17 protein-coding genes and 1 pseudogene are annotated in these 18,332 nt (G+C 71.8%); 3 read left to right on the top strand and 15 right to left on the bottom strand.

Features of this window, described 5'->3' with window-relative positions; all coding sequences use genetic code 11:
* Positions 1-98 precede the first annotated feature (98 nt).
* From ACZ4IF_RS11785 to ACZ4IF_RS11745, 9 genes and pseudogenes are all read right to left on the bottom strand, one after another.
* On the bottom strand, positions 99-818 hold the full coding sequence (locus ACZ4IF_RS11785) for a response regulator (RefSeq protein ID WP_467561761.1): 720 nt from the start codon (positions 816-818) through the stop codon (positions 99-101).
* The gene (locus ACZ4IF_RS11780) at positions 815-2,281 is read right to left on the bottom strand and encodes a sensor histidine kinase (RefSeq protein ID WP_359489324.1); all 1,467 of its coding nucleotides are present in this window, start codon (positions 2,279-2,281) and stop codon (positions 815-817) included. The genes ACZ4IF_RS11785 and ACZ4IF_RS11780 overlap by 4 nt, the downstream gene beginning before the upstream one ends.
* Positions 2,282-2,291: 10 nt before the next feature.
* Positions 2,292-3,500, bottom strand: a complete 1,209-nt coding sequence (locus ACZ4IF_RS11775) for an acyltransferase family protein (RefSeq protein ID WP_467561797.1) — start codon at positions 3,498-3,500, stop codon at positions 2,292-2,294.
* Positions 3,501-3,651: 151 nt separating this feature from the next.
* Positions 3,652-4,578, bottom strand: a complete 927-nt coding sequence (locus ACZ4IF_RS11770) for an alpha/beta hydrolase (RefSeq protein ID WP_467561795.1) — start codon at positions 4,576-4,578, stop codon at positions 3,652-3,654.
* Between the two features lie 478 nt (positions 4,579-5,056).
* On the bottom strand, positions 5,057-5,992 hold the full coding sequence (locus ACZ4IF_RS11765) for an alpha/beta hydrolase (protein ID WP_467561759.1): 936 nt from the start codon (positions 5,990-5,992) through the stop codon (positions 5,057-5,059).
* A gap of 549 nt (positions 5,993-6,541) precedes the next feature.
* A complete protein-coding gene (kynU, locus tag ACZ4IF_RS11760) occupies positions 6,542-7,756 on the bottom strand; it encodes a kynureninase (protein ID WP_467561757.1) in 1,215 nt (404 codons plus the stop codon).
* Entirely contained in the window at positions 7,749-8,594 is an 846-nt protein-coding gene (locus tag ACZ4IF_RS11755; protein ID WP_028799208.1) for a tryptophan 2,3-dioxygenase family protein, read from the bottom strand. Before ACZ4IF_RS11755 ends, kynU begins: the two co-directional genes overlap by 8 nt.
* A gap of 168 nt (positions 8,595-8,762) precedes the next feature.
* Positions 8,763-8,906: pseudogene (locus tag ACZ4IF_RS11750) on the bottom strand (DUF3151 family protein); the annotation flags it as partial.
* Positions 8,907-9,164: 258 nt separating this feature from the next.
* Positions 9,165-9,509: a helix-turn-helix domain-containing protein gene (locus ACZ4IF_RS11745; RefSeq protein ID WP_028799209.1), complete on the bottom strand. Its 345-nt coding sequence runs from the start codon at positions 9,507-9,509 to the stop codon at positions 9,165-9,167.
* Positions 9,510-10,147: 638 nt separating this feature from the next.
* Between ACZ4IF_RS11745 and ACZ4IF_RS11740 the strand changes: the two genes are divergently transcribed.
* The gene (locus ACZ4IF_RS11740) at positions 10,148-10,522 is read left to right on the top strand and encodes a hypothetical protein (RefSeq protein ID WP_467561755.1); all 375 of its coding nucleotides are present in this window, start codon (positions 10,148-10,150) and stop codon (positions 10,520-10,522) included.
* Between the two features lie 131 nt (positions 10,523-10,653).
* Here ACZ4IF_RS11740 and ACZ4IF_RS11735 read toward each other — a convergent pair whose 3' ends face one another.
* The 5 genes from ACZ4IF_RS11735 to ACZ4IF_RS11715 all read right to left on the bottom strand — a co-directional run bounded on the left by ACZ4IF_RS11735 (position 10,654) and on the right by ACZ4IF_RS11715 (position 15,306).
* Complete coding sequence (locus ACZ4IF_RS11735; protein ID WP_028799211.1) at positions 10,654-10,974, bottom strand: SCO5918 family protein; 321 nt, start codon at positions 10,972-10,974, stop codon at positions 10,654-10,656.
* 61 nt (positions 10,975-11,035) lie between these two features.
* Complete coding sequence (locus ACZ4IF_RS11730; protein ID WP_467561793.1) at positions 11,036-11,356, bottom strand: CBS domain-containing protein; 321 nt, start codon at positions 11,354-11,356, stop codon at positions 11,036-11,038.
* A 102-nt stretch (positions 11,357-11,458) separates the two neighbouring features.
* A complete protein-coding gene (locus ACZ4IF_RS11725) occupies positions 11,459-12,934 on the bottom strand; it encodes a DEAD/DEAH box helicase (RefSeq protein ID WP_028799213.1) in 1,476 nt (491 codons plus the stop codon).
* Between the two features lie 177 nt (positions 12,935-13,111).
* Positions 13,112-13,315, bottom strand: a complete 204-nt coding sequence (locus ACZ4IF_RS11720; RefSeq protein ID WP_030590130.1) for a cold-shock protein — start codon at positions 13,313-13,315, stop codon at positions 13,112-13,114.
* 542 nt (positions 13,316-13,857) lie between these two features.
* The gene (locus ACZ4IF_RS11715; protein WP_467561752.1) at positions 13,858-15,306 is read right to left on the bottom strand and encodes a recombinase family protein; all 1,449 of its coding nucleotides are present in this window, start codon (positions 15,304-15,306) and stop codon (positions 13,858-13,860) included.
* 122 nt (positions 15,307-15,428) lie between these two features.
* Here ACZ4IF_RS11715 and ACZ4IF_RS11710 point away from each other — a divergent pair, with 122 nt between their 5' ends.
* Both ACZ4IF_RS11710 and ACZ4IF_RS11705 read left to right on the top strand, forming a co-directional pair.
* A complete protein-coding gene (locus tag ACZ4IF_RS11710; protein WP_467561750.1) occupies positions 15,429-15,848 on the top strand; it encodes a DUF3151 domain-containing protein in 420 nt (139 codons plus the stop codon).
* Positions 15,849-16,139: 291 nt separating this feature from the next.
* On the top strand, positions 16,140-16,697 hold the full coding sequence (locus ACZ4IF_RS11705) for a hypothetical protein (RefSeq protein WP_467561748.1): 558 nt from the start codon (positions 16,140-16,142) through the stop codon (positions 16,695-16,697).
* Here the strand turns inward: ACZ4IF_RS11705 and ACZ4IF_RS11700 are convergent.
* Positions 16,666-18,219 carry an MFS transporter gene (locus ACZ4IF_RS11700; RefSeq protein WP_467561745.1) on the bottom strand — a complete coding sequence of 518 codons (1,554 nt, stop codon included), beginning with the start codon at positions 18,217-18,219 and terminating at the stop codon, positions 16,666-16,668. The two genes, ACZ4IF_RS11705 and ACZ4IF_RS11700, sit on opposite strands and share 32 nt — an antisense overlap.
* Positions 18,220-18,332 lie beyond the last annotated feature (113 nt).

Raw genomic sequence — 18,332 nt, 5'->3', positions numbered from 1 at the left:
GCCCGCGCGACGCGCCGCACCGCAGACGAGGAACTGCGGTGTCCGGCTCCGCCGGACCTGAATCCGCGACGCCCCGCGTCGCCACCATCAGATTCACTTCACCACCGGCCTGAAGGCCAATGCACTGCGAAAGAATTCCGGTAGCCCGAGGGGCGGACCAGGCCCGATTCGTAGGCGAAGACTGCTGCCTGGGTGCGGTCGCGCAGGCCCAGTTTGACCAGGATGCGGCCGACGTGGGTCTTGACGGTCTGTTCGGCCACGACCAGGCGATCGGCGATCTCCGCGTTCGACAGGCCCTGGGCGATGTGGGCCAGTACCTCGGTCTCACGCTCGGTCAGCTCGCCCACGCGCTGCTTCAGCGGGGACCGCGGTGCGGCGTGCAGGCGGGAGAACTCGGCGATGAGGCGGCGGGTGATGCCCGGCGCGAGCAGCGCGTCGCCCGCCGCGACCACGCGTACCGCCTCGGCCAGCTGGTCGGCGGAGGCGTCCTTGAGCAGGAACCCGGAGGCGCCGGCGCGCAGGGCGTCGTACACGTACTCGTCGAGGTCGAAGGTGGTGAGCACCAGCACCTTGATCCGGGGCGTGTCGTCGGTGATGCGGCGGGTGGCGTCGATGCCGCCCAGCTCGGGCATGCGGATGTCCATCAGGACGACGTCGGGCGCGAGTTCGGAGACCTTGGCGATCGCGTCGAGGCCGTCGACCGCCTGGCCCACCACCTCGATGTCCGGCTGGGTGTTGAGCAGCACGGTGAAGCCCTGCCGGACCATCTGCTGGTCGTCGGCGATCAATACGCGAATGGTGCCGCTCGCGGTCGTCATGAAGTCTCTTCTCCCTCAGGGGCGGTGGGGTCGTCGAGCGGGACGGCGACGCCGTGGCGCGGCAGGAACGCCGCCACCGCGAAGCCGCCGCACGCCGTCTCCGAGGTCACGAGGGTGCCACCGAGCATCGCGGCCCGCTCCCGCATGCCCAGCAGGCCGTGCCCGGCACCGGGAGAGGGTGGTGCCGGGCGCGCGGGACGCGAGTTGACGACACGCACCTGGAGGCCGCGCGGGAAGTGCCACAGCTCGACATGGACCGCTGAACCGGGCGCGTGCCGCAGGGCGTTGCTCAGCGCCTCCTGGACGATCCGGTACGCCGACAGCTCCACGCCCGGCGCGAGGGGAAGCTGCTCGCCGGTGATCTCCGTCGTCACGACCAGTCCCGCGGCGCGCGTGTTCTCCACGAGGGCGTCGAGACGGTCCAGCGTCGGCTGCGGGGAGTCGGGCGCCGCGCCCGAGCCCGCGCCGAGACCGTACGGGTCCTCGGGGTTCTCCGAACGCAGCACACCGAGGACGCGGCGCAGTTCGGTCAGGGCCTCTAGCGCGTTCTGCCGGATGCCCTCCAGGTTCTCCCTCAGCTCGTCGGTGGGGTTCTCGACGAGATGAGGCGCGACCTGGGCCTGGATGGAGATCACGGACATGTGGTGGGCGACGACGTCGTGCAGTTCGCGTGCGATGCGGTTGCGCTCCTCCAGGAGGGTGCGCCGGGCCCGTTCCTCCGCGGTCAGCGAAGCCTGTTCGACCAGCTGGGTACGGGCCTCGCGGCGGCCCCGCAACGCGGTACCGAGCAGGACGACCGCGGCGAAGACGACGACTGCCAGTACCCCGGTCGACCGGTAGACCGTGCCACCGACCAGCCCTTGCAGGAAGTAGGTCACCAGGACGGTCACGGACAGCGCGCCGACTGCGACGCGCGCGGACACCCGCAGGGCGAGGAGGAAGAGCACGAAGGCGTGCGTGATGATCGCCAGTGCGCTCCACGGCCAGTCCGGCCGCGGGCCCGGGAAGCTCATCACCATGTGCGACCTGACGGCCGTGGCGGCCAGCACGGTGGCGCCCAGCGACAGCCACAGGGCCGGTACGGGCCGCCACAGGGCGAGGGCCATCGCCGCACCCTGCGCGGCACCGGTCACCGCGCTCAGCGCGAGACCCAGTCCATAGCTTTCGTTCAGCTCGGCCGACGCCGCGAACGCCAGCCCGAAAGCGAGCCAGCACACCACGACATGCGGCAGCAGGCGCAGCCACCTCGGTCTCGACAGCGGGGGCAGCGGGGCGGCCGCCGGCGAGGCGAGGTCGGCCAGGACCGAACGCAGGACAACTCCCGTGCCGAGCAGGCGGCGTGACCGGGCGCGTCCGGCAGGAGGATCGGTATCGGTGCCGGACGGCTTCGCCGGGTCCCCGAGGCGGGGTGGAGCAGGCACGGCGGGGTCGTCGGCCACGGCCCGGTGCTCCTCGCTCGTCATCTGGTCAACCCTAGGCATGAGGCCTTCCCTTCGCTCCCCCCTGACCGAGACCGTGGGCCCGCACGATCCGGGACGGTCTGCCGGTCCGACGGCGCGGCCCCTGCTCGTGGACGCGGAAGGCGGACCAGCAGACGGTCAGCGCGAGCAGGAACACGGGCAGCCAGGCCAGCCGGGCCGCGACCCAGCCCGGCCCGTCGGGCGCGGTGTGCAGGCCGGCCAGCCGCCCCGCGCGCAGCCCCAGAGCGGTGACCGCCATCATCGACGTCTGGTGCCAGAGGAATATCGTCATCGCGGAGAGGTTGACGAAGGCTGTCACCGCCCAGGCCGCGGGGCGTCGCATCGCCCGGCGCAGCGGCTCACGCAGCAGCAGCGCGAGGCCGCACTGGGCCAGGCCGAAGGTGACCACCGCGAGCGTCGGCGGATTCAGGTTCGAGACCGCGGCGCCCGGCACACCGACCATCGACGCCGGACAGCCCGCCCACGCCACGAGCGCCGCCGTCGCCGCGGCGCCTCCGGCGAACAGCAGCAGGCCCGCCCGCCGTCGGTCCAGTTCACCGCGCGTCCAGGCCGCGCCCAAGGTGTACGGCACCAGCCAGCCCGCTGCCACGTTCACCCAGCCGAGCCACGAGGGGCCGCCCAGGCCGAAGCGAATGAGGTCCACGTGGAGAACGACGGCCAGCGGCCACAACGGGTTGATCCTCGTCACCAAGGGTGTCGCCGCGGTCAGCCCGGCGAAGACCAGCAGGAACCACAGTGGCGACAGGGCCAGTTTCACCAGGGTGTGGACGGTGCCGTAGTCCGTGCCCGCGGCGAGCAGGCACGCCGTGGCCACCGCCCAGAGGCTCAGCACCGCGGCCACCGGCCTGAACAGACGTCCCAGCCGGGCCCGCAGCCACCGCCCGTACGACATGCCCCGCGCCCTCGCCGACGCATGACTCTTCGTCGCCACATGCCCGCCCACCAGGAAGAACACGGCGAGCGTCTGGAAGACCCAGGAGATCGGGGCCAGCCACGGCATGTACTGCAACGGGCTCGCCGCGTGCAGCGCCCCGCCGTCCTCGACGAGGGCCGTCACCAGCCAGTGGCCGAGCACGACGCCGAGGACCGCCAGGGCCCGCAGGGCGTCGACGGCGCGGTCCCGATCCACCGGGGTCGCCTCGTCGATGCGGCGGACACCGCCCCGCAGGGCGTCCGCCGCCACCCGTCGTGTCCGGACGATCCTGCCCCACGCGCCCGGTGTCCCCGGCGTCCCCGGTCCGCCTGTCGTCTCCTGGCTTTCCGAAGCTCCTCGGAGTTCCGTCGCCGCGCCGCGCTCGCCGCGGTCGTCCGGTCGTGTGCCCTTCCGGCCGTGGGCATCGCGCAGGTTCGGCTCACGCACGGGTCACCTCCGAGGTGTCACCGAGGACGATGCGGGCGAGGTTGTCCAGGGACGCCGAGCCCGGCTTGAAGTAGTCGCTGTGCCCGCCGCAGCCCGCGGCGAAGACGTGGGCGCCGAAGGCCGGGTTCATCGGGTCTCTGCCGAAGCCGACGGTCGTGCCGAAGAAATGGGCCCGCGTGTGCGGGACGTGCGCGACCCAGTCGTCCGCGCCCCGGGCCGCCCATACGCGTGCCGACGTGCGCAGCCGGGCCGCCGAGTCGACGCCGGTGCCCGGGCTGCCGAGGAGGACCAGCTCGTCCACGTCCGTGCCCCTGGCCGCGCTGCCGCAGACCACCGTGCCGTACGAGTGGCACAGCAGGGACACGTGCGTCGACTCACCGACGACGCCGCGCAGTTCGCGGACGAAGCCGCGCAGGCGCGGGGCCGCCCCCTCGGCCCGGGCCGTCGTCAGCACCGTCGTGCTCACCGTGCCCGGGGTCTCGTAGCCCAACCAGGCCACGACGGCCGTGCGCGGGCCGAGGGCACGGTGCAGGGCGCGCGCTCCGGCGCGGAAGCGGTCGTACGTCTCCAGGGTGGTGTCGGAGCCCGGGACCAGGACCGCCACCCGGTCGGCGCGGGCCAGGTCGCCGAAGACCTCGACCGCCTGCCCGGGCCCCCGTCCGTCGAACGAGAGCAAGTGGCGCGAGCGTGCGGCCATGGCGCGGTCCGCGGCGGCGCGGCTGCGATCGCCGTGTCCCGCGGCCATGCGGGCCGCCTCCGCGGCGTTGGCGCGGTTCGCCTCGTACGCCCTGCCCAGCGTCGCCGGCGTCAGAGGTGCCACGTCCGCAGGCTCCGGGGCGGGGATCCGCGGGCGGGAGGCGGCGGACACGGGGACGACTACGGCGCCCGTCACCAGTGCGGCGAGGAGGGTGCGACGCAGGCGTCGTCGGAGTCGGAGTAGGAGTCGGAGTCGGTGCGTGAGGGGTGGCTCTGCCGTCGACGGGAGGGCGAACGGTGGCTTCGTGTCCGGCAGGCCGGTGATCAGCAGCTCCGTGTCCGACGAGGCGTCAGAGGGCGGCTTCCCGTCCGGGGGAACGGCAAGCGGGGAACGTGGGGCTCCCCGCCGGGCAGGCTGAGGGCGCGCGTCCGGTGATCGTCCCGTCCTGCTCCGCCTCGCCCGGAATCCCATGGTGTCCTTCCCTTCGGGGAGCCCGTGCGTCGGGCGTCCTCGAAGGGGAAGTTACGGATCGTGACGTGTCGTCGGCGTCCCGCTGGGGAGCTCACCTGGGAGGTAGCTCTCAGGTATTACGGGTATGACCGGGGGCGGCACCAACTGTCCATGATGGAGCGTCACATGTGAGGCGCGTGACGCCAGTCGTGCCGTGCGGGCCGCCGGGGCGGGCCCGCACGCGGCTGGCTCACCAGGCCAGTTGGGCGATCTCCTCCGCCACCACCGCGCAGGCGTCCGCGGCCGGGTCGATCAGGGGGAAGTGGCCGACGTCCTCCAGGAGCGTCAGGCCCACCACCTCGCCCGCCCTGGCCGCCGCGTCGGCGTACGACTCGGCGACCGCCTGCGGCACGACGATGTCGGCACGCCCTTGGACGAGGGTGGTGGCGATGCCGGTGGGCATCAGCTGCACCGGGTCGGCGTAGGGCAGCCGTTCGGCGAATTTCGCTTCTCCCCCGAGGAGTTGGCGGGAGGCTCCACCGCAGACGTCGAGCTTCTCCGCCACCTGGAAGTCCGCGATCGGCGCGAGTGCGACGACACCGCGCAGCGGGGCCGGCCCGTCGGTAAGCCAGGGCGCGTCGGTCGGCAGGACGTGGCGGGCGGCGGCCCACAGCGCCAGGTGGCCGCCCGCCGAGTGGCCCGTGACCACCGTGCGCCGGAGGTCGGCCTGCGGGAGCGCCTCGCGGGCCAAGGCGGGCAGGGCGTCGAGTGCGGCCGCCACGTCGTCGAAGGTGTCCGGCCAGCGGCCCGCCACCGGGCCTTGCCCCGGGCCCGGTCCGCCGGGGCCCGCGTCCGCCGGACCGCCCTGCGCGGGGATCGCGGCGCCCCGCCGGTACTCGACGTTCGCCACGGCGAAGCCGCGGCGGGCCAGGAAGTCCGCGAACGGGGTGATGTGGCGGCGGTCGTACGGGGCTCGCCAGGCGCCGCCGTGCAGGACGACCACGAGGGGGGCGGGGACCGACGGGTCGGGCTCGCGCGGGGTGTAGAAGTCGATCACCTGGTCGGGGTGGTCGCCGTACGCGACGGTGATGTCGGGGTCCACGGGCGGGTGCGAGAAGGCTGACGCCTCTTCCGCTGCGTCGCGCTGGGCGGCTGACTCGCGCTCGGCGCCGGCGTCGTCCTGCATGCTCCAACCTCTCAAGGGTGAAACGGTTTTGGCGGACCAGGGGAGTATTCGGCCGTTGGCGGGGACGGTATCAGGCCGGTGACGTGCGTCGACACGGGGTTGTCACGCTCGGTGAGGGTTGTGCGGGCGGGCCGGGGGTGTCGCGGGGCGCCCGGGGGCCTGTGCGGCTCGCCGGGGGCGACCTTCGCGAGGTGGGCCTTCGGCAGCGTGGGCGGGGTCGTCGGGCGGGGGCCGGAGCTGCTCGCCGGGGGCGCCCTTCACGGGGTGGGCCTTCGGCGGGGCGGTGTCGTCGGGCGGGGGGTCGGAGCGGGGTGTTCGCCCCCTCCGCCCCTGCCCGGCCCGTACACCTGGGGACTTCGCCCCCAGACCCCCGATCGGCCTGGACGGCCTCGTCCGCAAGCGCCGGACGGGCTGAAACCTGCCGCCCAGGCCCCCACACGACGAGCCCGCCGGCCGGACCACGGGAAACGGCCTGGACGGCCTCGTCCTCACACGCCGGACGGGCCGGAACCTGCCGTCCAGCCCTCAAGCCGACCAGCCGAAACGGCCCTACGCCCCAAGCGTCCGCCCCAGTACCCGTGCCGCCCTCTCCACGTCGGCGAAGCCCACGTACAGGGGGGTGAAGCCGAAGCGGAGGACGTCGGGGTGGCGGAAGTCTCCGATCACGCCCTGCTCGATGAGGGACTTCATCACGGTGCCCGCGTCGGCGCAGCGCAGGGCGACCTGGCTGCCGCGTTCGGCGTGGGCGGGCGGGGTGAGGGACTCGACCCGGCCCTCGGGGACGTACTGCGAGACGCAGTCGAGGAAGAAGTCCGTGAGGGCCAGCGACTTGGCGCGGACGGAGTCGACGGAGACGCCGTCCCACACGTCGAGCGCGGCCTCCAGGGCGAGCATCGACAGGATGTCGGGGGTGCCGACCCGGCCGCGCAGCGCGCCCGGGGCGGGGGCGAACGTCGGGCTCATGCCGAAGGGTTCGGCGTGGGAGTTCCAGCCGGGCAGCGGCGAGTCGAAGCGGTCCTGATGGGCGGCGGCGACGTACAGGTAGGCCGGTGAACCGGGCCCGCCGTTCAGGTACTTGTACGTGCAGCCGACTGCCAGGTCCACCCCGTGGGCGTCCAGGCCGACGGGCAGGGCGCCCGCGCTGTGGCACAGGTCCCAGACCGCGAGCGCCCCCGCGTCGTGGATCGCGGCGGTGAGGGAGGGCAGGTCGTGCAGCCGGCCGGTGCGGTAGTCGACGTGGTTGAGGAGGACGGCCGCCGTGCGCGGGCCCAGCGCGCCGGGCACCTCGGCGGGTTCCACGGGGCGCAGCTCGCAGCCCGTCAGTCGGGCGGCGGACGCGGCGATGTAGCCGTCGGTGGGGAAGGTGGTCGCGTCGACGACGATCTCGTCGCGGCCGTCGCCCGCCAGCCGGACGGCTCCGACCAGGGCCTTGAAGACGTTGACGCTCGTGGAGTCCCCGACCACGATCTGGCCCGGGGCCGCCCCGACGAGCGGCGCGATACGGTCGCCGATGCGTTCCGGCGCCGTCCACCAGCCGCTCTCCTCCCAGGAACGGATGCGGAGTTCGCCCCACTGGCGGCGGACGACGTCGTCGACGCGGGCGGGGACGTCGGCCGGCAGCGCGCCGAGCGAGTTCCCGTCGAGGTAGACCGCGTCGTCGAGCACGAACCTCTTGCGCAGTCCGGCGAGTTCGTCGGCCGCGTCCAGCTGCGCGGCTCGTGCGCTCGGCTCGGACTGCACGGCGTTGCCGCGCGGCTCAGACATGGGACCTCGCCGTCCACAGCTCGGGGAACACGTTCTTCTGGGCGCGCTTCTCCAGCCAGGCCACGCCGGCGGAGCCGCCCGTGCCGGCCTTCGCGCCCATCGCGCGGCGGGTGGCGACGAGATGGTCGTTGCGCCAGCGCCAGACCAGTTCCGCGACGTCGGTCAGCGCCTCGCCGAGGCGGGCGAGTTCGTCGTCCTCGGGGCCGGCGTACAGGGCCGTCCACACGGCCTCGACGTCGCGGGACGGCTCGTAGCGGAGGGACACGTCACGCTGCAGCACGGATGCCGGGACGGCGTGCCCGCGCCGGGCGAGCAGCCGCAGGACCTCGTCGTACAGGCTCGGCTCGTGCAGGGCCTTCTCCAGCTCGGCGTGGACGCGCGGCGCACCCCGGTGCGGGACCAGCATGGACGCGGACTTCTCGCCGAGCAGGAACTCCATCCGGCGGTACATCGCGGACTGGAAGCCGGAACCCTCGCCGAGGGCGGAGCGGTACGCGTTGAACTGGGCGGGGGTGAGCTGGGAGAGCGGGCGCCAGGACGCGTTCAGCGCCTCCAGCTCCCGTACGGACCGCTTCAGCGCGGCGACCGCGACCGGCACCCGGTCCTCGCGCAGCGCGTTCGCAGCGGTCTCCCACTCGTGGACGATGACGGTGAACCACAGCTCCATGACCTGGGTCGTCACCAGGAAGACCATCTCTCCGGGGTCGTCGGAGAGGGTGTGCTGAAGGTGGGTCAGGACGTCCGCCTGGACGTAGTCCTCGTACGGAGTCGTTCCCTGGAAGTCGAGATGCGGGGTCTCGGGCTCCGTGGCCTCGACGGGCTGAGCCTGATGGGACATCGCTGTCTCCTGCAATGTGCTCCGGGTAGCGGTCCGCCCCTGCCGTTACCGACACGGGGGCCCCGGTCCCCACCGGGCATCCTCCACAATCGTGCCCCGAAACCGCAAGGTCCGCCTGGTCACACCAGGCGGACCTGCACCCGCCCGGCCGCGGGCCGGGTTCCGGGGCTAGCCCAGGGTCTGGGCCGCCGTCGGCGAGGAGTCCTTCAGGAACTGGCTGCAGCGCTCGTACTCCTCCTGCTCGCCGATCGCCTGGGCGGCGCGGGCGAGACCGTGCAGGGCGCGCAGGAAGCCGCGGTTCGGCTCGTGCTGCGACGATGACGACGGGGTGCGCCTGCGCCGTTGCTCGGCTCGCCGGGACCGCCGGTGTCCCTCATTGTCCGCTCCTGTGGGCACGCCGCCCGAGGACGCCGGCCGAAGTGCTTGTGGGACGGGCTCCGCGCTCGGCCGCCGCGGTCTTTGCCGACCGGCCCGGGGAGCCCTGGCACGTACACAGCCCTTCCGGCGGACTGCGCCCCTGCCACGCGCTCGCTCGGTACTCCGGCGTTCCGGACACGGTCGCGCGGGTGATCAGCCGGAGCCGGAACTGCCCGCCGACTCGCTGGCGGCACGGCGGTGCTCGGCGTTGATGCGCTGCGCTTCCTCGAGCTGGTCCTCGAGGATGACGATGCGGCACGCGGCCTCGATCGGAGTCCCCTTGTCGACGAGTTCGCGGGCGCGGGCCGCGATCCGCAGTTGGTAGCGGGAGTACCGGCGATGGCCCCCCTCCGAGCGGAGCGGAGTGATCAGGCGAGCCTCACCGATGGCTCGGAGGAAGGCCGGGGTGGTGCCGAGCATCTCGGCTGCCCGACCCATGCTGTATGCGGGGTAGTCGTCGTCGTCCAGACGATCATTCAGTGGGTTGTCCGATGTCATGTCACCTCGCTGTGCAACGCGTCGAGGGCCCTGGTGCCGTACGGCACCAGGGCCCCGAAGGAAATTCAACACCATCTGTCGGCCCTATTGCTGCGCCGACCTTCTGTTTCCGCTATCCGGCCCCGGCAGGGCGGAGCGGGGGATCGCAGTTGCGTGACCGGGGACCACCATCCAATCCGGGGTCTTGCGGTACCCGGGCCGAGCGCTTCTCGGGCCGGGCGATCCTGATGGCGTCTACTCCTCCGTTCCTCTCGTGTACCGACCACTGGACGAACTGGTACTGCTGCGGCAGCTCCTCCACGTACGAGCCGCCCAGTGCGGCTCTCAGCTCCGTCACCGTTCTGGGAACGCTGTGGCTTCGAGGCTCGAGAGCCGCACTGACCTGCGTACTTCGTGTTCAGCCACCCGCCAGTTCGTGTCTGGCGGATCTTGTCGACCATGTCTACGAGATAAATCGTATCCATGACAGGGAGCAATGTCTACTCTGGCAAAAGTAGATTTCATCCTTCCGGTGGAGGAAGAGACCTGCCGTGGCCGGCCCTCACCGTTCGGTCGGGAGTCGCTTCCCGTCGTCCGCGCGACCGCTTCATGCCCCTCGGGCGGTGCCGGGGCGGGTGGGCCGAATAAACTCTGCTGTCATGTCGAACCCTGATGAGCTGCTCGTCGCCATCTCCGCCGCTGTGGAGTCCGAGCGAAGCAATCAGATGTCGCTGACCGTGGTCGTCGGCGGTGCCGTCATCACCGGCCGGCTGGCTCCCGAGGCCGTGTGGAGGGAGCGGGTGGCGGAGGTCCTGAAGGACTCGGACCGTCTCGGCCCGTTCTCGGACGTCTTCGCCCCCGGTCCGCGAGGGAACCGGCCCGGTGGCGGGGAGGCGCCCACGCATCTGCACTTCCATCTCGCCCGGATCCTGCAGGGCAGCCTCGGGATCCCGGAGACGGGCGGCATGTACCGAGTCGCGATCAAGGACGTCAGCGCATGGACCGTAGGAGACCTCATCCGCTTCGACCGGTGAGGCGCTGTCTCCGCCCCGTTGCCCGCCGCCGGCGGTTTCCGATCGGACGGCGACACAGCGGTGGGGGCCCTGCCGACGCGAGTCGACAGGGCCCCCACCGAGGATCATGAGGGCGGCCTCTCCGCCCGTCCTCACACGGCCACAGGGTCGGCGCCGCCGAGCAGTGCGGACGCGGTTTGGAGGAGAGTGGGTCCACCCACACCCACGGGCGCGGCCTCGGGGCGGTCGTGGCAGGTGAAGCCGAGGCGCGTCAGCGCCCGCGTGACCTCACCGGCGGTGAAGTCACGCGGGTCCTGGCGGGTGATGACCTGGCCCACCTGCTTGACGGGGTAGCGGCGGCGGCCGATGGTCACGGACACGCCCGTGACGAGCTCGGGCCTGACGCCCTTCATCGAGGCCAGCACCCCGGTCCTGGTCAGGTCGAACGGGTACCGGGCGATGACACAGCGCATGATGCCTCACAGGGGAGAAGTCGCGGGTGGAGGGAGAACGGGCCGCCCCGGGTGAGACGGATCAGCACGCGAGGGCGGGTACGCCCGGAACCCGGCCGTACTCACCCACGCCGCCGGAGCGGACGCCGGGCGAGGGCAGCGGTCCGTCGAGGATGTCCCGCAGCCGGATCCGGTCCGTGTACGCGGAACTGTCGCGGAGAACGGCGAGCCGGACCTGGGTGATCAAACCGGTGCTCTGGTCGTCGCCGTCGCACACGGTCAGGTACTCGACCCGGGCACCCGCCATGACGGCCAGAGCCACCTCGACGGTCATGTCGTCACAAATCCGAGGCCCGTGCCGTTCGATGTCCTCAATCGCGGTCACGGGAGCGGGGTCCGGCATACGGTACGTCGTCCGCGCTGGCGTCAAGAGTGTCTCCTTCGGTGAGGGATGGTCGACTTGGTGGCCCTCAGGGCCCCGGGATGCCAAGAGGACTGCGCCGGCCTAAGCGGCCGAGTCGTTCCCGGGCCGCCGCTGTGCGCTGCGGCGCACCCTCGCGCCGACGGGTCGGCCCTGGCCGGTGCGGCCTCGACGGTCCCGGGACGGCGAAGGCGCGCGGCGGGTGCGTTCCACGACAGGCGCGGTGATGACCACAGGGGACCCGGAGGGCGCCTGGGCGCCTGTGATGCGGCTCAGCTCCGCCTCGCCCGAGCGGACCGGGGTGACGTGCGGGGTGATGCCGGCCGAGGCCATCAGCCGGTTCATGCCGCGGCGCTGGCCGGGGGTCACCAAGGTGACCACGCTGCCGGACTCCCCGGCGCGGGCCGTACGGCCGCCACGGTGCAGATAGTCCTTGTGGTCGCTGGGCGGATCCACGTTGACGACCAGGTCGAGGCTGTCGACGTGGATGCCGCGGGCCGCGACGTTGGTGGCCACCAGGACGGTGACGTGACCGTCCTTGAACTGCGCCAGCGTCCGGGTGCGCTGCGGCTGGGACCGGCCACCGTGCAGGGCCGCGGCGCGGACACCACTGTTCAGCAGGTGCTTGGTCAGCCGGTCCACGGCGTGCTTGGTGTCCAGGAACATGATGACCCGGCCGTCCCGGGCCGCGATCTCGGTGGTCGTGCGGTGCTTGTCCGACTCGTGCACGTGGAGCACGTGGTGCTCCATCGTGGTGACGGCACCGGCCGACGGGTCGACGGAGTGAACCACCGGGTCGGTCAGGTAACGGCGTACCAGCAGGTCGACGTTGCGGTCCAAAGTGGCCGAGAACAACATCCGCTGGCCCTCGGGGCGCACCTGGTCGAGCAGGGCGGTGACCTGGGGCATGAAGCCCATGTCGGTCATCTGGTCGGCCTCGTCGAGCACCGTGATGCCGACGTCGACGAGCCGGCAGTCGCCCCGGTCGATGAGGTCCTTGAGCCGACCGGGCGTCGCGACGACCACCTCCGCGCCGGCACGCAGCGCACCGGCCTGCCTGCCGATGGACATTCCACCGACGACGGTGGCGAGCCGCAGGCTCACCGAGCGGGCATAGGGGGCGAGCGCGTCGGTGACCTGCTGGGCCAGCTCACGGGTGGGGACGAGGATCAGGGCCAGCGGCCGGCGCGGCTCGGCGCGCCGGCCCGCCGTACGGGCCAGTGCCGCGAGGCCGAAGGCGAGGGTCTTGCCCGAGCCGGTGCGGCCGCGACCGAGTACGTCACGGCCGGCCAGGGAGTTCGGCAGGGTCGCCGCCTGGATCGGGAACGGGACGGTCACGCCTTCATGCCCGAGCGTGGCCAGCAACGGGGCCGGCATGGAGAGATCGGCGAACGACTCGACGGCGGGCAACGCGGGCGTGTCCGTCTTCGGCAGGGCGAACTCGCCCCGCGCCGGATGTCGGTTTCCGTGACCGTTGGAGCGGCGCGGGGCGCCGGAGCGGCCCCCGGCGGCGCTTCCTTGGAAGCGGTCGTATGTGCGATTGGTGCGCGTGCGGTTCATGCGGAACCTTCCTCGATGCGGGCACGTAACAAGGAATTCCGCAGCAGAATGAGCGGCGCAGAGAATCGCGAGAACGGGCCGAAAAACAGGGCCGTATCACCCTGGGATTGAAGCCAGCTGGGGCCCGCACCCCAAGGTGCGGGCCCCAGCTGCGAAGTATGCGTCAGCGCCGGTGCGTCAGGCGGGAACGATGTTCTCGGCCGTCGGGCCCTTCTGGCCCTGCGCGATGTCGAACGACACCTTCTGGCCTTCCAGCAGCTCGCGGAAGCCCTGGGTGGCAATGTTCGAGTAGTGGGCGAAGACGTCGGCGCCGCCGCCGTCCTGCTCGATGAAGCCGAATCCCTTTTCCGCGTTGAACCACTTCACGGTGCCAGAAGCCATTTTGTTTCTCCTTCGGAGGGCGGTGTCAGAAATACGCCCTGTGCGCATTCCGTGTCGCCGTGATGATCAGCCGTCGGAAAAACCGTCTGGCAACCACACCCGCAACTGAGATCGACAGTAGCACGGCGCGATCGCCCTTGCGTGCTCGATAATTAACGCTCCGCAGGGCGGCCGAGAAATGCTCGCGCGCTCCGCACCTATTTCTCATTCCACGGGAACAGATATTGCTCTCCGCGGGGGCGGTTTTCCTGTCGTGCACTTCCGCCCGCAGCTCTGTGACCTGCCTCGACGGGAGATGCGCCGCCACCGTCGTCAGCGGATGACACAAACCGCGCGCGCTCCCGACGCCCCCATTCCGCAATGAAGGTCACATCCATCGCGAAGAGCGCAACGACCGGTGGCCACCAGCCACTTCCGCAGGGCCGGCGCGCGGCGTCGTCCCGGAACAGCCACGTGATCGTCACGGCGTCATTCACCCTGAGTGGGTGCGGCCGACCCTTCTCGAAGCCGGACCCCTGTCCCCACGGCCCGGCTTTCGTCTGTCACCTGAGCACTGGCTCGATGTCCGCTGGGTCGAAGACCGGCCCGTTGGACGCGGGCTTGATGACGACCGCGCGGAAGACCTTGAGAACCGCCGCGCGCTGCTGCTCGATCGTCAGCTTCTCCCACCGCTCCCGTATGTCGACAGGGCCCGCCACGAAGGTCGCGGCCTCGGCCCGGTGCAGGGCACGCTCCCGGTGCAGCTCCGCGATCTGCTTCTCCAGGTCCTCGGTGAGCGCGATGTAGCGCGCGGCCGACATGCGCCTGTCCCGCCACGCCTGCTTGAACTCGGCCATATCCCTTTCCAGGGAGGCGAGTTGCTCCACCCCGGTCCAATCCGGTGCACGCGCCTGCACGTTCGCCGGTGCCTTGTCCGAGCTGAGGAACACGGCGTTCCTGATGAGGCGGTCGACTGGTTCGCCCGCCCTGGCCACTCCCCCGCATCCTCCGTCGTTCTTTCCGGGACACGCGTACCGGAACTGCGAGGACGTCTTCGACTTCCGATACGACGGGAAGGCCCGCATCCTGGTGCCGCACCGTCCGCACCGGGCGATGCCGGAGAGCAGGTACTTGGTGGCGTGGTCCCGTACCGTCCGCCCCTGCGACTCCCGCCGGATCTTCTCCATGAGGAGGTACCACTCGTCCGGGGCGATGACCGGCTCCCAGTCGCCGGCCACGGGCTCGCCATGCTCGTCCAGGAACAACTTCCCCTGGTGCATGCGGTAGCCGCAGATCCTCGGATTCATCAGCATCCGCTTGATCTTGGAGTCGTCGAAGAATCCTCTGCTGTGCGACCTGCCTCCCTTGCCCCGCCACTCCCTTGCGATCGTCGCCCAGCGGACCCCGCCGAGGAAGTCCTTGACCGCCTTGCGGAGGTTCTCCGCCTCGTCCGGAACCAGCGTCCTGCGGTCCTCGCGGTTCCAGCCGTACGGCGCCCGGCCGCCGGGCAGCTTCCCCTGCGCGGCCAGCTCCAGGTGCTTGCGCTTCGTACGCCGTGACGTGTCCGCCGAGGTCTTGTCGGCGGTGGCGACCTTGATGCGCGCGACGAGGCGCCCGTTCTCCGTGGACAGGTCGATGTCCGACGCCGACACGGAGTCGAAGACGAGGCGGCGCCCGCGACGCTCGCCCTCCTCGTACTCGTCGATCCACGCGTCGAGTTCGCGCGGCCGGCGCGTGAAACGGTCGATGTCCCAGACGACGACTCCGTCGATCCGCCCGGCCCTGAGGTCCTCCAGCATCTGCCGGAACTCCGGGCGTACGGCCCCGCGCTTGTACGCGGACAGGTCGCTGTCCTCGTAGACCCTGGCAACCTCCCAGCCTCTGGCAGCGCATTGCACGCGACAGTCCTGCTCCTGCCGCGCGACACCGAGACCCCCGGCCTCATCGTCCTTGCCGATCCGGGTGCAGATGCCCACCTGTACGGCCCCGGAGGCCCCCCGACGTGCTGCCATGCGCCGGATGCTCGCACACCGGGATTGATCACATCAACCGCTGTTCTCAGCCCCCCACACGCCTTCTCCGTTCCCCGTCGTCGGCTTCCCGAACTCCAGGGCGCAAGTGGCAGACTGCATCCATGACGACTCACAAGAACCTGCTCGGCGGCCCGGAGCCGACGTACCTCCCGGAGAACGAAGAGGCGTACCGCCTCCTGGGCGAGGAGTCCCAGCCTCCGGCAGAGGTCGCGGCGAAGTACCCCACGTTCTCGCTCGCATGGGCCATGCTCGCCGACGACGCCTTCGAGGCCGGGCGAGTGGTCGAGTCGTACGCGTACGCGCGCACCGGCTATCACCGCGGTCTGGACGCACTGCGTCGGGCCGGCTGGAAGGGCCACGGGCCCATCCCCTGGGACCACCGAGCCAATCGCGGGTTCCTGCGCTGCCTCGCCGCCCTCGCCCGCGCCGCCGGCGAGATCGACGAGAAGGACGAGACGGAGCGTTGCTGGCAGTTCCTCAAGGACAGCAGCACCGAGGCGTACGCCGAGCTGAAGCGGTAGTCACCACGACGAAGGCGACCGTGCCGCCGTTACCGGGAGGCGACGGCGGCACGACACGCACCATCACATGTAGCCCCTTCTCCCGGAGCACATGGCCGCGGCCCTTCCGTCGCGGCGCAGGACGTCCAGGCCGCGGTGGTAGCCGGGTCTGCTGCATTGTCCGTGATCGGTAACGGTTGCCCGCGGCCCTTATGGAACGACGGGTTCCGCGGGCACACTGCGATCACTCACGAGCTGAACGTGCTCACGACAACGCGCACGGGGATGTGCGACGACGACGGGGGAATCCACATGCGTACGACGACCGCTGCCCGGCTGCGCAGGGCCGGCGCCCTGGGCGCTCTCACCGCCGCGGCCCTGCTGGCCACCACCGCCTGCCAGCCGGAGGACGAGGCGCAGGGAGCGGCCTCCCCGTCGTCCACCGCCTCGGCCGGCACCGAGGCCTCCCCCTCCGCCGACGCGTCCGACGCCCCCTCCCCGACGGCGTCCGCCACCGCGAAGGACCCCGCCTGCAAGGGCTGGAAGGGCATCGACCTCATGCTGCTGCCCGGCGTACGGACCGAGGGCGACCATGCCTACCTGAAGGTCCAGGAAGGCACCTGGTCCTGCCCGAGCACCGACATGCCCGTCTGGCACGCGATCGGCCCGAAGCACGAGATACCGCTCTCCGGGACGGCGAAGATCTCCGTGAACCACCCGCTCTACAACACCGAGGTCAACAAGCCGATGGACGTCCGTACCTTCCTGGACAAGGCCGACGCGGCGGCGACCGCGAGCCGGATGTACTTCGCCTACACGATCGACAAGACCGGCACGGTCACGAACCTGGACCAGCGCCGGATGCCCTAGACGCCCCCGGGGCGGGAGGGGTTGCGGTCGCCCGCCGGGGCTCCAGCGGGGGCGCCGTGACACAGCCGTGCGTGAGGCACTCGGGCCGCCGGCAGCCGGGCGCCGGACGCCGGACGGTCACGAAGGCCAGCACCGCCCCGACCACCAGGACGCCCGCGCACAACGGCATCGCACGCCGGAACGCGGCGTTGAAGGCGTCCGCCTCGCGGTAGGCCTCCGGGCCCATCCCGGCGAGCAGCGGCAGCGCGGCCACGGCGATCAGCCCGGCCGCGCGGGCCGCCGCGTTGTTGATCCCGCTGGCCAGGCCCGCCCGCCCGGTGTCGACGGAGGCGAGGACGGTGGCGGTCAGCGGCGCGACCAGGGTGACCATGCCCGCCCCCATCACGAGCAGCGCGGGCAGCACGTCCACCGCGTACGACGCGTCGGGGCCCACCCGCAGCATCAGCAGCATCCCCGCCGCGCACAGCAGTGGCCCCACCGTGAGCGGGATGCGCGGCCCGATGTGCTGGGCCAGTTCACCCGAACGGGCGGAGAACAGCAGCATCAGGACCGTCGTCGGCAGCAGCGCCGTACCGGCCTGGAGCGGCGAGTACCCCGCCACCACCTGGAGCTGGAGCGCGGTGAGGAAGAAGAAGCCGCCGAAGGCCGCGTACACGCACAGGGTCACCAGGTTGACCGCGGTGAACTGGCGCGACGCGAAGATGTCGAGCGGCAGCATCGGGTCGGACCGCCGCCGTTCGACGAACACGAAGCCCACGCCCGCCGCCACGCCCGCGACCGCCGTCACGGCGACCACCACGGACCCGCCGCGGGCCTCGATCAGGGCGTACGTCACCAGTGCCAGCGAGAGGGCGCCGAGAGCCGCGCCGAGCACGTCGAAACCCTTGTGGGCGCGTTCGTCCGACGACTCCGGGACGTGGCGCAGCGCGATCGGGGCGCACACCAGCGCCACCGGGACGTTCAGCAGGAAGACCCAGCGCCAGCCGGGACCGTCCACCAGCCAGCCGCCCAGGAACGGGCCCACGGCGGCACCGACGCCGCCGAAGCCCGACCACAGCCCGACGGCGCGGGCGCGGTCGTCGGGATGGAAGGACGCCTGGATGAGCGCCAGGGAACCAGGGGTCAGCAGCGCTCCCCCGACCCCCTGCAGGGCGCGCGCGGCGACCAGCACGGTGTCGGTCGGCGCGAGCCCGCACAGCAGGGACGCGGCCGCGAACCACACCACGCCCAGCACGAAGATCCGGCGCCGCCCGAAGCGGTCGCCGAGCGACCCGCCCAGCAGGATCAGACCCGCCAGCGTCAGCATGTACGCGTTCACGGTCCACTGGAGGGTCGTGAGTCCGGCGTCCAGGTCGCGGCCGATGCGCGGCAGCGCCACGTTCACGACCGTCGAGTCCAGCAACGCCATGCTGGAGCCGAGGACGGTGGTGAGCAGGATCCACTTGCCCGTGGTCGAGGAGATCCGTACGTCCGGTCCCGCTCCCGGCGTCTCCTGTGCACTCTTCTGCGAAGGCGCAGCCATACCTCGGAGGATACGGAAGGGCCCGGCACCGTGGGAGGTGCCGGGCCCGGCCGCGCGGTACTGCCGCGAAAGGACCCGGGCGGCCGTGGTCCGGCCGCCGCGAGGCTCCCGCG

Source organism: Streptomyces sp. NPDC025784 (genome assembly GCF_055558435.1).
Note: the sequence above shows the minus strand (reverse complement) of the source record. Positions and strands in the feature narration are given on the sequence as shown.